The organism is Agrobacterium sp. (assembly GCF_059499945.1).
In genome coordinates this window covers 368,162-380,661 of record NZ_JCABZP010000015.1, presented here as the reverse complement: position 1 = coordinate 380,661, position 12,500 = coordinate 368,162, and the positions used below count along the sequence as shown (strand labels likewise).

The 12,500-nt window shown below is 60.4% G+C and carries 10 protein-coding genes; 4 read left to right on the top strand and 6 right to left on the bottom strand.

Translation table 11 applies throughout. The features are described 5' to 3' along the window. Positions 1–2: 2 nt before the first annotated feature. From amyA to AC5I5B_RS19255, 6 genes are all read right to left on the bottom strand, one after another. A complete protein-coding gene (amyA, locus tag AC5I5B_RS19280; protein WP_111834793.1) occupies positions 3–1,490 on the bottom strand; it encodes an alpha-amylase in 1,488 nt (495 codons plus the stop codon). 112 nt (positions 1,491–1,602) lie between these two features. Further along, positions 1,603–3,336, bottom strand: coding sequence for an ATP-binding protein (locus tag AC5I5B_RS19275; RefSeq protein ID WP_111834792.1), 1,734 nt, complete (start codon positions 3,334–3,336; stop codon positions 1,603–1,605). After that, positions 3,333–4,949 (bottom strand): 5-oxoprolinase subunit B/C family protein, encoded by a 1,617-nt coding sequence (locus AC5I5B_RS19270; protein ID WP_111834798.1) that lies wholly within the window; start codon positions 4,947–4,949, stop codon positions 3,333–3,335. The genes AC5I5B_RS19275 and AC5I5B_RS19270 overlap by 4 nt, the downstream gene beginning before the upstream one ends. Positions 4,950–4,956: 7 nt before the next feature. Next, positions 4,957–5,766, bottom strand: coding sequence for a putative hydro-lyase (locus AC5I5B_RS19265; RefSeq protein WP_003505842.1), 810 nt, complete (start codon positions 5,764–5,766; stop codon positions 4,957–4,959). Between the two features lie 11 nt (positions 5,767–5,777). After that, positions 5,778–6,545 carry a LamB/YcsF family protein gene (locus tag AC5I5B_RS19260; RefSeq protein ID WP_111834791.1) on the bottom strand — a complete coding sequence of 256 codons (768 nt, stop codon included), beginning with the start codon at positions 6,543–6,545 and terminating at the stop codon, positions 5,778–5,780. A gap of 20 nt (positions 6,546–6,565) precedes the next feature. Then, positions 6,566–7,822, bottom strand: coding sequence for an NRAMP family divalent metal transporter (locus AC5I5B_RS19255; protein ID WP_003505852.1), 1,257 nt, complete (start codon positions 7,820–7,822; stop codon positions 6,566–6,568). Positions 7,823–8,088: 266 nt separating this feature from the next. Here AC5I5B_RS19255 and AC5I5B_RS19250 point away from each other — a divergent pair, with 266 nt between their 5' ends. The 4 genes from AC5I5B_RS19250 to AC5I5B_RS19235 all read left to right on the top strand — a co-directional run bounded on the left by AC5I5B_RS19250 (position 8,089) and on the right by AC5I5B_RS19235 (position 12,445). After that, on the top strand, positions 8,089–8,754 hold the full coding sequence (locus tag AC5I5B_RS19250) for a GntR family transcriptional regulator (RefSeq protein WP_099086293.1): 666 nt from the start codon (positions 8,089–8,091) through the stop codon (positions 8,752–8,754). 101 nt (positions 8,755–8,855) lie between these two features. Continuing rightward, complete coding sequence (locus tag AC5I5B_RS19245; protein ID WP_034500932.1) at positions 8,856–9,443, top strand: ANTAR domain-containing response regulator; 588 nt, start codon at positions 8,856–8,858, stop codon at positions 9,441–9,443. 35 nt (positions 9,444–9,478) lie between these two features. After that, positions 9,479–10,774, top strand: coding sequence for a CmpA/NrtA family ABC transporter substrate-binding protein (locus AC5I5B_RS19240; RefSeq protein ID WP_111834790.1), 1,296 nt, complete (start codon positions 9,479–9,481; stop codon positions 10,772–10,774). 378 nt (positions 10,775–11,152) lie between these two features. Beyond that, positions 11,153–12,445 (top strand): CmpA/NrtA family ABC transporter substrate-binding protein, encoded by a 1,293-nt coding sequence (locus AC5I5B_RS19235; protein ID WP_003505860.1) that lies wholly within the window; start codon positions 11,153–11,155, stop codon positions 12,443–12,445. The last annotated feature ends 55 nt before the right edge of the window (positions 12,446–12,500 follow it).

Genomic DNA, 12,500 nt, shown 5'->3' with positions numbered 1-12,500 from the left:
CCTCACTCGGATTCGGCTGGAACCCAAACGCTGACGCTGCCGCCATTGGTGGGAAAGACGCCCTTGCCGCTCTCATCAAGGGTAATCCGTTCTTCACGGTGCCCGAGAAAGTCGCGCCAGACCGCTCCGGCGTGATCGGGACCGAGATCGATCTGCTTTTCCGCCGGCTCGCCATTCGACATCACCACCACGCAGCCCGGCGCGTCGGCAGTGCCGTGGCGAATAAAGGCAATGCAGCTCGGGTCGTCGAAAATATCCGTCTGGGCTCCGTTGGCGAAAAGGCTGCGGGCCTCGATGAGTTTCGGCAGGCATTCGATGGCCGGAATGATGATCTCGTGTTCGTTGCCGTCATTGCCAGTGTCGGTATAACCAGTGCCGAACAGATCGGGATAAAAGACGCAGGGCACGCCATCTTCGCGCAGCAGAATGATAGCGTAGGCAAGAGGCTTGAACCAGGGTTCCACCGGCGCTTCCAGCGATTGCAGCGGCTGGGTGTCGTGATTATCGACCAGCGTGACGGCGTGGTCGGGAACGGCGGAGACAAGCGAGCCATCGAAGATGTTGCGCATGTCGAAATCACCGCCCTGTTTCGAGGCGTCATGAAAGCTGTGGTGAAGGGCGACGTCAAAAAGCATGAGCTGCTTGTCGACCAGTTCGAGATAGCTTTTCAGCGCCTCGAGATCGGGGTGCCAATATTCCGCCACGACGAAGAGATCCGGATCGACCGTTTCGCGCATATGGCCGACCCAGTCACGGAAGAACCAGGCCGGGATATGTTTTGCGGCGTCCAGGCGGAAGCCATCAACCTGCACCTGCTCGGAGAGCCAGCGGCCCCAATATTTGAGTTCCTCGTAAACCGCCCGGTTCCTGAACTCGACATCCGCACCCATCAGATAGTCGAAATTGCCGTTTTCCTGATCGACTTCCTCATTCCATTCCCCATCGCCATATTCGTTGACGAGGCGGAAAATGCCGTCTTCGGTCGGTTCCTCGATATGGTCGACACCGCTGAAGCACTTCAGGTCCCATATGAATTTGGAATGTTTGCCGTTGCGACCGGGAAAGGTGAAGCGTGTATAGGCAAGCGCCGGAAAGTCTTCATCATCGATCTCGGTACGGTCCTCAGGATTGACGCGGCGAACCCGCACCTTTTCCTTCTCGTCGGCACCCATCTTGTGATTGAGAACAACATCGTGAATGACGCGGATGCCGTTTTCCTTCAGCGTTCGTCCGGCATGTTCGAGCGCGGCGCGATCACCATATTTGGTGGCGACGGTGCCCTTCTGGTCGAATTCGCCGAGGTCGAAGAGATCGTAGGTGTCATAACCCACCGAATAACCACCGGCGGCGCCCTTGTAGGCGGGCGGCAGCCAAACATCGGTGATACCCATTTTCGCAAGGCTTTCGGCCTTTTCGGCCACCTCGCTCCATAATTTCCCTCCGTCTGGATAATACCAATGGAAGAACTGAAGCAAGGTGCGTCCGGCCATATTTCCCTCACAGTAGTTAGCAGGTCGCGCCATAAACGGCCCGGCGGCAAAAGGGTTCCGCCGCCGGGGATGCGCGATCTGCAATTGTGAGGCCCGATGGCCCGCCCGTATATTAGCCGGCTATGTCGAGAAGAGCAGCGCCCGCCTGCAGATAGTCGCCTTCCTTGACGATCAGACGGACTTTGCCGGCCTTGGGGGCGACAATCTGCGTCTCCATCTTCATGGCTTCCATGACGGCCAAAAGATCGCCTTGCGAAACCGTGTCGCCGTCTTCCACCTTGAAGGACTGCAAGGTGCCGGAAACCGGGGCGAGGATTTCACCTTCCTTTTCCTTGGTGGCGGCGGCGCCCGGAACAGCCGCGCTGCTGCCGCTAACCGCACCGAGACTGGAGAGCAGCAGGCTGGGCAGGCCAACCGATACGCGCTTGCCGTCGATTTCCAGAAAAGTGCGAGTAACGGAAGGGTCGTCGGCCGGTGCCGGTCGTTCCATCGCATCCGGCATGGCGGCGAAATCGGTCTCGATCCAGCGGGTATGAACCTTTAAACCGTCCGTGCCGATGAAGTCTTCGGTTTCGATCGCGGCGCGATGAAATGGCAGCACCGTGGCGATGCCTTCGATGCGGAACTCCTTCAGCGCGCGGCGGGCGCGACGCAGGACCTGATCGCGGTCGGCACCGGTGACGATCAGCTTCGCCATCAGCGAGTCGAATACGCCAGGCACGCTGGAGCCGCTGACGACACCGCTATCCACGCGAATCCCGGGACCTGAAGGTGCGTCGAAAACCGAGATCGAGCCGGGTGTGGGCAGGAAACCCCGGCCGGGATCTTCGGCATTGATGCGGAACTCCATGGAGTGGCCACGCGGCTCCGGCGTTTCGAGCACCCGTAGCTTGTGGCCTTCGGCAATGCGGAACTGTTCGATGACGAGATCGATGCCTGTGGTTTCCTCGGTAACCGGATGTTCCACCTGCAGGCGCGTATTGACCTCAAGGAAAGAAATCGTGCCGTCGACGCCGAGAAGGAATTCGACGGTGCCGGCGCCGGAATAACCTGCAGCGGCGCAGATCGCCTTGGCGGCCGCGTGGATTTTCTGACGCTGTTCGGCGGACAGGAAGGGGGCAGGGGCTTCTTCGATCAGTTTCTGGTTCCGGCGCTGCAGCGAGCAGTCGCGGGTGCCGAGTACCAGCACATTGCCGTGCTTGTCGGCGAGAACCTGCGCCTCGATATGGCGCGGCCGGTCAAGGAAACGTTCGAGGAAGCACTCGCCGCGGCCGAAGGCGGCCGTCGCCTCGCGCACGGCGGATTCGTAGAGATCGGCGATCTCTTCCATCTTCCACGCAACCTTCAGACCGCGACCACCGCCGCCATGCGCTGCCTTGATGGCGACGGGCAGGCCGTGTTCTTCGGCAAAGGCGGTGACTTCGGCGGCGGAAGAGACCGGGCCGTCGCTGCCGGCGACCAGCGGTGCGCCGACGCCGGTGGCGATGCGCCGCGCCTCGACCTTGTCGCCCAATGCTTCGATAACCTGCGGGTCCGGGCCGATCCAGATCAAGCCGGCATCAAGCACGGCCTGCGCGAATTCAGCACGCTCGGACAGGAAGCCGTAGCCGGGATGCACGGCATCCGCGCCGGCACGTTTGGCAATCGCGATCAGCTTGGTGATATCGAGATAGGTCTCGGCCGGGCGCACGCCTTCCAGCGCATAGGCTTCATCCGCCAGCCGGACGAAAAGCGCATCCTGATCGGGATCGGCATAAACGGCGACCGATTGCAGGCCATAATCGCGACATGCGCGGATGATGCGCACCGCGATCTCGCCGCGATTGGCAATCAGCACTTTTTTCATCGCTCTTCTCCTCGGAATTCTATGTTCTTGGCCGCGATTTCGGCGAATAGGCCGATCGGGCGGAATTTGATTTTGGCGTTGACGGGGATCTGCCCGGCAAGATCGAGATGATATTCCGCCACCGCGCCGATGACGGGATAACCGCCGGTCAGCGGGTGATCGGCAAGGAAGAGAACCGGCTGGCCGCTATGCGGTATCTGGATCGCCCCTGTCGCCGTGCCTTCACTCGGCAGTTCGGCGCTGTCCTTGCGTTCCACCGGCACGTCGCCGGCAAGGCGGATGCCGACGCGGTTCGATTGCGGCGTGACCTGCCAGAACTGGCCGGTCAGCGTCTCGATACCCTTCTGCGTGAACCAGTCGGTGCGGGGGCCGAGAACGACGTCCAGTGTCACGACCTCACCGGTTGCCGGAGGTTCGAAGGCCGGAACTTCGTTGATCGATACGCTGGAGAGGCCGGACTTCTCACCCTTGAGCGAAAGGACGGCGCCAGCGCCCACCGGTTCGGGACCGACAACAGCGAGCGTATCGGTTGCGAAACTGCCGAGTACCGGCTCAACATCAAAGCCGCCGCGTACCGCAAGATAACAGCGCATGCCCTTCGGCGGCTGGCCGAAAGTCACGACATCGCCGGGTTCGAGGGATACCGGGCCATCGGTCTTTGCCGCGAAGCTGCCATCCGCCGTGGTAATGGTGACGGGGCAGGGCGCACCGGCAATGCCGATGACAGTGCGGCTTGTGCTCCTGAAGGAAAAACCGCCGAGCGTCAGTTCAAGGCACGGCGTATTAACCGGATTGCCGACGATGCGGTTTGCGGCGTTGAACGCACCGCGATCCAAGGCGCCTGAAGCCGATACACCCTGCCCGGTCTGGCCGAAGCGGCCGAGATCCTGAAAGATGGCGGGCATGGGTGCGGCGAGCACCTCGAAATGTGGGCCGTCCTTTGTCGGTTCTTTTTGCGAACTACGCGGTGCCGAGACGGGAATATCGACCGTCTTGCCGGCCTTGTTCATGTCGAAGAAACGCACCCGGTAACCCGGCTGGAAAAGTGCGCCGGGATCGCGGTCAATATCCCACATTTTCACCGGCGTCGTGCCGATGATCTGCCAGCCGCCGGGGCTGTTTTGCGGATAGACGCCGCTGAAGGCACCAGCCAATGCCACTGAGCCGGCGGGAATGCGGGTGCGCGGGCTTTGCCGGCGCGGCACATGCAGGCCCGGATCGCCGCCGACCAGATAACCGAAACCGGGAGCGAAGCCGCAAAAGGCCACGGTGAATTCGCTTTCGGTGTGGCGACGGATGACCTCTTCGATGCTCATGCCGGTCAGTTCGGCAACATCGGCGAGGTCCTCGCCATTATAATGGACGGGGATTTCGACGAGATTGTCCGAAGGTGCAATTTTCGCCGAGAGATCGCGGCTTGCGAGCTGCGCGGCCAGCATCTCCGCACCGATCTTTTCGGGGCGAAAGCGGATCATCAACGTGCGGGCCGCCGGCACCGTCTCTTCGATGCCCTCGACCGGATCACTCTGAAGCGAGGCGAAAAGCGCCAGCGTTTCATCGAGATCGGCAAGTTCGACAAGAATGGTGGTGAGGCTGACGGGGAGAAAACGCATCATATCCTCACGCGTGATAGGCGGAATCGGGAATATCGGTGATGAACATGTGGCCCGGCGCATGGGTGATCGCAAAAGGCACGCCGGATGCCATGACCGCGGCCTGAGGGGTCACACCGCAGGCCCAGAAGACCGGAACCTCACCCGGCTCGATCCGCACCGCATCACCGAAGTCGGGTTTGGCAAGATCGATGATGCCGATTTCTTCCGGCGCGCCGACATGCACGGGCGCGCCATGCACCGCCGGAAAACGTCCCGAAATGGTTGCCGCATCGGCAACACGCGACGCCGGGATCGGCCGCATGGAAACGACCATATTGCCCTTCAGCCGACCCGCCGGACGGCAGGGCCGGTTGGTGAGATACATTGGCACATTGCTCTTGTCGGTCATGTGGCGGATTTCGATGCCCGCTTCCACCATCGGCGTTTCGAAGGTGAAGCTGCAGCCGATCAGGAAAGCGACGAGATCGTCACGCTCAGCCCACGCAGCGGTGGCATCAGCCGTTTCCTCGGCAAGCTTGCCGTCCCGCCAGATGCGGTAGAGCGGTAGATCAGTTCTGAGATCGGCACCGGGCGCGAGAAGCGTGGTGGGCGAGCCGGGATCGGAGACATCAAGCACCGGGCAGGGTTTGGGATTGCGCTGCGCATAAAGCAGGAAATCGAAAGCCCAGTCGCGCGGCAGCACGATCATGTTCGCCTGCGTGAAGCCGGGTGCGATGCCAGAGGTTGGGGCGACGAGGCCGTCGCGATAGATGGCGCGGGCCTTTCGCGCGGCGTCCGCGTCCGTGTGGTTGAGATAGGATGTCGGTATCGTCATCGGCTACCCTTTCAGCGATTGAATGCGAAGGAGCGGATGTCGATGCCATCAGCCTCGAAACGGCGGCGGATTTCCTGGGCGATGGCAACCGCGCCGGGGCTGTCGCCATGCACGCAGATGGATTGCGCCTCGATTTTTATGATGCTGCCATCGATTGCCTCCAGCGTGCCTTCGCGGGCGAGCTGCACCATACGGTCGGCGATCTTTGCCGCATCATGCAGGACGGCACCGGCTTCCCGGCGGGAAACGAGCTGGCCCTGAGGCGTATAGGCACGATCCGCAAAGGCTTCGGCAACGACGGCAAGACCGGACTTGCGGGCGAGATCGAGGATGGGGGCATTTGCAAGGCCCATCAATACCAGCGACGAGTCTATCGCCTTGATGCCGTCGATAACGGCCTGCCCCTGTTTCGCGTCATTGGCGATGCGGTTGTAGAGCGCGCCATGCGGTTTGACGTAACGCACCGTGGTGCCGGCAGCGGCGGCGACGCCTTTCAGCGCGCCGATCTGATAGATGACATCGGCAATCAGCTCTTCCGAGGTCGTGTCCAGATCGCGGCGGCCGAAGCCGACGCGGTCCGGATAGGAGACATGGGCGCCGACAACCACGCCTTTTTCGGCAGCGGCCTTGACGGTGCGGTAGATGCCGGCCGGATCACCTGCGTGAAATCCGCAGGCGATGTTGGCGCTGGAGACGATGGCGAGCATCGCCTCGTCGTCACCCATGCGCCACGCGCCGTAACTTTCGCCAAGATCGCTGTTGAGATCGATAGCGGCCATGTTTGCCTCCCTTGAATTTATCAGTAGCCGAGCAGGGCGAAGATCGCGCCCGCCGACTTATAGGCCATATACCAGGTGAGTGCGCAGGTCAGCACGCCAAGCACCAGCAACCAGCGCGGGTAGTGATAACCGTGCATCAGATCGGCGCGTTTCCAGGCTGCATACATGAAGATCGAAAGGCCGATCGGCAGAACGAGACCGTTGAGGCCGCCGACGAAGACGAGCATGGCTGCAGGCGGTGTGGTGATGATGACATAGGCGATCAGCGAAATGGCGATGAAGCCGACGGTTGCCAGGTTTCGCTGGCGCTCCGTTATGTCAGGCTTGAAAGCCGTCAGGAACGACACGGAGGTATAGGCCGCACCAATGATGCTGGTCATGGCCGAGGCGAGGAAGACCGCGCCGAACAGGCGGAAGCCGATATCGCCGGCGGCGGCATGGAAAGCCTGGCCGGCGGGGTTTGCCGCCTTGCCGGAGAGATCGATGACCACGCCGCTGGCGACGACACCGAGGATGGCAAGGAACAGGATGTAGCGCAGCACGCCGGTAATCGCGATGCCGCTCAGGGCCGCACGATTGACCGCGTTGATATTTTCAACGCCCACCATGCCCTTGTCCAGCAGGCGATGTGCGCCAGCATAGGTGATATAACCGCCGACCGTGCCGCCGACGATGGTGGTGATGGTGACGAAATCGATGGTATCGGGCAGGAAGGTCTGGCGGAAGGCTTCCGCCACGGGCGGGCCGGAGACGTAAGCCGCATAAACGATCAGCGCGAGTTTGACGAAGGCGGCCACGAAAACGACGCGGTCCATGGCGATGCCCGCCCGGCGCGACAGGAAGATGCCGATGGCCGCCAGCGCGCCAATCGCGCCACCGATCTTCGGGTCGAGATCGATCATGGCGTTGAAGCCGAGGCCTGCGCCGCCGATATTGCCGATGTTGAAGAACAGGCCGCCGATGATGACGAGAATGGCGAGCAGATAACCCGAGCCCGGAATGGCGGCATTGGCGATCGCCGGCGCGCGCATGCGGGTGATGGTGACGATGCGCCAGATATTGGCCTGCACGACGAAGTCGATCAGTATGGAAATAATGATGGCGAATGCGAATGCGGCGCCCAGTTTCACCGTGAAATTCGCCGTCTGCGTGATGAAGCCCGGTCCGACGGCCGACATCGACATCAGGAACATTGCCGAAAGCAAGGCATAACGCTGATTCTTCGCCTTGCGCGCAACCTCGTTAGGGTCGGCGGGCGAGAGCTTGTTCTGCTCCATGGATTTTCTCCGCTCCAATCGCAATCCGCCCCTCGCGGATGCTTTATGCGGCCGATCTTGTCGTGTTCCGCGAAATTGTCAATATTGTTCAACAATAAATAATAATCGTTCTCTTATTCTGTTCATTTGTTGGACGTTATGCGCAGGAATTCATCACGTTTTTTTCGTGCTTTGCTAATGCTTTGTGCTATGGGCAATCATGCCGTGTCCGAACATGCCTGTCACGGAATTCCCGATGCTGCATTGCTCTTACGGAAAGGAGCGTCATGACGGAAACGATAGAGGGTCTGCCGCTTGCGGATCGATTGGCCAAGGGTATCCGCACCCTGCTGATATCAGGCGAGCTGATGCCGGGGCAGCGCCTTTCAGAGGCAGCCTTCAGTGAACGTTTCGACGTCTCCCGCAATTCGCTGCGCGAAGCTTTCCGGCTGCTGACCAAGGACGGCCTGTTGCGCCACGAGGCCAATCGCGGCGTGTTTGTCGCCGTTCCCACCATGTCTTCGGTCATCGATATCTATCGGGTGCGGCGCATGGTGGAATGTGGCGCGCTGCGCCAGGCCTGGCACAAGCACCCCGCGATCAAAGCGATGCGGGCAGCGGTCGAAGATGCCAAGGTCAAGCGTGACGAGGCCGACTGGCTGGGCGTGGGCAGCGCCAACATGACGTTTCATGCCGCCGTCGTCGATCTCCTCGACAGCGCCCGTCTCAGCGATTTTTACGAGCGCATCGCCGCTGAACTCAGGCTTTGTTTCGGGCTTTTGAAAGATCCCGAACAGCTTCATTCCCCCTTTGTGGACATGAACAGCAAGATACTTTCGCTGATGGAAGAGGGAAAAGCTGGAGAGGCTGGCGACGAGATGGAAATTTATCTCAATCTTTCCGAGCGAACGGTTTTGAAGGCGCTTGAACGCGCCGTAGAACACGCATCGTGACATGATGGGCGGCAGGGGAAAAAACGGCCCTTGCCGCTCCATCCATTTTTTGCATCCGCAGCCGATTGCCAAGTTTGCTGCGCTGCGTCATCAATGCTGACATGACGCTTCGCGACCTGACCATTCTCGTTATAGACGAAAACGCGATCCGCGCCTCCATCATCGAGGAGGGGCTGCGCGAGGCCGGATATCACCGCGTCACGGTCATCCACGAGGTGAACGGGGTGGCGCGCACCATCGAGACGCTGCAGCCCGATGTCATCTTCATCGATCTGGAAAATCCCAATCGTGACATGATGGAGCATCTGTTCCAGCTCACCCGCACGGTCGGTCGCCCCATCGCCATGTTTGTCGATCGTTCGGACACCGCCTCCATCGAGGCTGCCGTCGAGGCGGGTGTTTCCGCCTATGTCGTCGACGGGTTGAAGAAAGAGCGGGTCAAACCCATTCTCGATATGGCGGTCAGCCGCTTTAATGCTTTCAGCCGCCTGCAACGGGAACTTGCCGACGCCAAGTCGGCGCTTGAGGAACGCAAGGTCATCGAGCGCGCCAAGGGCATCCTGATGAAGATGCGCGGCCTTTCCGAAGAGGAGGCCTTCGCGCTTCTGCGCCAGACGGCGATGAATGAGAAAAAGAAGATTTCCGAGATCGCGCAAAGCGTGGTCACCGCGGCCGGTTTGTTGATGTGACGAACCGCCGGTCGGACAGTCAAGGAGTGCATGATATGGCGGCACCGGAAAAAACGGCCGGATCAGACGGCGGAGTAACGAAAGCCCCGGGCGCGCCGGCAATCGTCGGCGGCGACCGGCAGAAAATCCTGCGTGCCGGCTTTATCCCGCTTGTCGATGCATCCGTCCTGATCGCCGCTGCCGAATTCGGTTTTGCCGAACGCGAAGGCCTTTCGCTCGATCTCGTCAAAGATGTCTCTTGGGCGAATGTGCGCGACCGGCTGGCGTTCCGGCAATTCGATATCGCGCATATGCTGTCGCCGATGCCCGTCGCCTCCATGCTCGGGCTCGGTTCCAACCCGTCGCCGACGATTACGCCTTTTTCGCTCGGACGCGGCGGCAATGCGATCACGCTTTCGACCCGCCTGTTTGCCCGGATGAAGGCTTTGACAGGGCTTTCCGAAATGGCGGGCGCACTCGAAAATGCCGAAGCGTTGAAGCGGGTACTCGATGATATGCGGGCGCGCGGCGAACCGCCGCCGACACTCGGCATGACCTATCCGTTTTCATCGCATAATTACGAATTCCGCTATTGGCTCGCCGCCGGTGGCATTCACCCCGATCACGACGTCAAGCTTGTGGTGGTGCCGCCGCCATTGACGTCGGACGCGTTGGCCGCAGGGGCTATCGACGGTTTCTGCGTCGGAGCGCCTTGGAACATCGTCGCCGCCGAGCGCGGTGTTGGGCGGATCGTTGCCGCCAAGCAGGACCTGTGGCCTTCTGCGCCGGAAAAGGTCATCGGCATGCGGCCGGAATGGGCGGAAAACCAGCAGGAAACGGTCGGCCGGCTGTTGACGGCGCTCGATGCTGCCGCGCGCTGGTGTGATGTTGCGGGAAATCACGACGATCTAAGCCGGGTGCTTGCTGATCCCCGCTATATCGGCGCGCCGGAAAGCATCATCCGCCACGTTCTTGCCGGTGAATTCAATATTGACAGCCAGGGCAACCGCCGGGTTATCGACAAATATTTCCTGTTCCACGGTGGTCATGCCAATTATCCGCGCCGGAGCCAGGCATTGTGGATTTACAGCCAGATGATCCGCTGGGGGCAGGCGGAGTTTTCGCAAGGTGGCGTAGAAGCTGCCCTGTCCGCTTATCGGCCGGATATTTATCGGGCGGCGCTGGGCGATGCCAATGCGCCTGATGATGCCGATATTCGTATCGAAGGACAGGAGGCTGGCGACCGTTTTGTGGACGGCTTCGTCTTCGATCCCGCTGACATTACAGGGTATGTGAATGGTTTTGCCGTGCGCAGTTCTGCCCCTGTTTCTACCTCCCAAGGCGAAGCCTGAGAGCAGTTCAGCCGGGCTAGCTGCGCAAATTTCAAGCGCGGAATTTTTCCAGTTGCGTAAACGATAGACAAAATTGCGGCTGGTTAAAATTTAATCGCCTGACAGAATTTCTGAAATTCTGTTTTATTTACAATAATATAGCTTCCATCTAGAAAACTGGCACGCCTCTTGCGTCTCCTTGTTTGCACCGGTCAACGGCGATCGGGGCGAGCAGGGCGCGGCATAGGCGCTTTCAAAGACACAGACGTCGCAAGGTTTTGCTGCCCGGAACACCTCCCGTTCCGCCGGTGCAAACACCGAGCGGCGTTTTTTATTTTCAGGTTTTTTCGCAAGCGAAAACGTCACCCGCAGAGGTGGCCCAATAAGGGGAACATGCGAATGAAAAAGATATTCTCCGGCGCTGTCAGCCGCCGCACGATACTGAAGACGACCGCCACCGCAGCCCTTGTCAGCGCTGTGCGCGTGGCCTTTCCATCGGGTGCTTTCGCAGCCACCGCCGAGCCGGAAGTAAAAGGTGCGAAAATCGGCTTTATCGCGCTGACCGATGCCGCCCCGCTCATCATCGCGGCGGAAAAGGGGCTGTTCGCCAAGCATGGCATGCCTGATGTCGAGGTTCTGAAGCAGGCCTCCTGGGGCGCGACTCGCGACAATCTCGTGCTTGGTGGCGCATCCAACGGCATTGATGGCGCGCATATTCTGACGCCGATGCCCTATCTCATGCATACCGGCAAGGTGACCCAGAACAATGTGCCGGTGCCGATGACCATCCTCGCCCGCCTCAACCTCGACAGCCAGGGCATTTCCGTCGCCAAGGAATATGCCGAAACCGGCGTTCAGCTCGATGCTTCCAAATTGAAGGCTGCTTTCGAGAAGAAGAAGGCCGAAGGCAAGGAAATCAAGGCCGCGATGACCTTTCCCGGCGGCACCCATGATCTCTGGATCCGCTACTGGCTCGCCGCTGGCGGCATCGATCCGGACAAGGACGTCTCCACCATCGTCGTTCCGCCGCCGCAGATGGTTGCCAACATGAAGGTCGGCAATATGGACGTCTTCTGTGTGGGCGAGCCGTGGAATGAACAGCTCGTCAATCAGGGCATCGGCTTTACTGCCTGTACCACCGGAGAGCTCTGGAAGGGCCATCCGGAAAAGGCGCTCGGCATGCGCGCCGACTGGGTGGAAAAGAACCCCAACGCCACCAAGGCGCTGCTGATGGCCGTGATGGAGGCGCAGCAATGGTGCGATGAGATGGCGAACAAGGAGGAAATGTCCACCATCCTCGGCAAGCGCCAATGGTTCAACGTGCCGCCGAAGGACGTTCTTGGACGCCTCAAGGGCAATATCAATTACGGCAACGGTCGCGCGCTCGAAAATACCGGTCTGCAGATGAAGTTCTGGCAGGACCATGCGTCCTATCCCTTCCGCAGCCATGACAGCTGGTTCATCGCGGAAAACATCCGCTGGGGCAAATTCGCGCCGGATACGGACGTGAAAGCGCTGGTGGAGAAGGTAAACCGCGAGGATATCTGGCGCGCGGCGGCCAAGGATCTCGGCGTTGCGGATCTTCCCGCTTCCACTTCGCGCGGTAAGGAAACCTTCTTCGATGGCAAGGTGTTCGATCCTGAAAATCCATCTGCCTATCTCGAAAGTCTGTCCATCAAGGCGGCCTCCTGAGGAGGAGACCCGGGCGTCGCTCCTCATCCGCCAGCAGCTCTGCCCAACCGGCGCT

Excerpts from the sequence above, each read along its gene's own strand:
- AC5I5B_RS19240 (WP_111834790.1), top strand. The coding sequence starts at position 9,479 with ATGGCGGCACCGGAAAAAACGGCCGGATCAGACGGCGGAGTAACGAAA.
- amyA (WP_111834793.1), bottom strand. The coding sequence starts at position 1,490 with ATGGCCGGACGCACCTTGCTTCAGTTCTTCCATTGGTATTATCCAGAC.
- AC5I5B_RS19270 (WP_111834798.1), bottom strand. The coding sequence starts at position 4,949 with ATGCGTTTTCTCCCCGTCAGCCTCACCACCATTCTTGTCGAACTTGCC.
- AC5I5B_RS19265 (WP_003505842.1), bottom strand. The coding sequence starts at position 5,766 with ATGACGATACCGACATCCTATCTCAACCACACGGACGCGGACGCCGCG.
- AC5I5B_RS19275 (WP_111834792.1), bottom strand. The coding sequence starts at position 3,336 with ATGAAAAAAGTGCTGATTGCCAATCGCGGCGAGATCGCGGTGCGCATC.
- AC5I5B_RS19255 (WP_003505852.1), bottom strand. The coding sequence starts at position 7,822 with ATGGAGCAGAACAAGCTCTCGCCCGCCGACCCTAACGAGGTTGCGCGC.
- AC5I5B_RS19260 (WP_111834791.1), bottom strand. The coding sequence starts at position 6,545 with ATGGCCGCTATCGATCTCAACAGCGATCTTGGCGAAAGTTACGGCGCG.
- AC5I5B_RS19250 (WP_099086293.1), top strand. The coding sequence starts at position 8,089 with ATGACGGAAACGATAGAGGGTCTGCCGCTTGCGGATCGATTGGCCAAG.
- AC5I5B_RS19245 (WP_034500932.1), top strand. The coding sequence starts at position 8,856 with ATGACGCTTCGCGACCTGACCATTCTCGTTATAGACGAAAACGCGATC.
- AC5I5B_RS19235 (WP_003505860.1), top strand. The coding sequence starts at position 11,153 with ATGAAAAAGATATTCTCCGGCGCTGTCAGCCGCCGCACGATACTGAAG.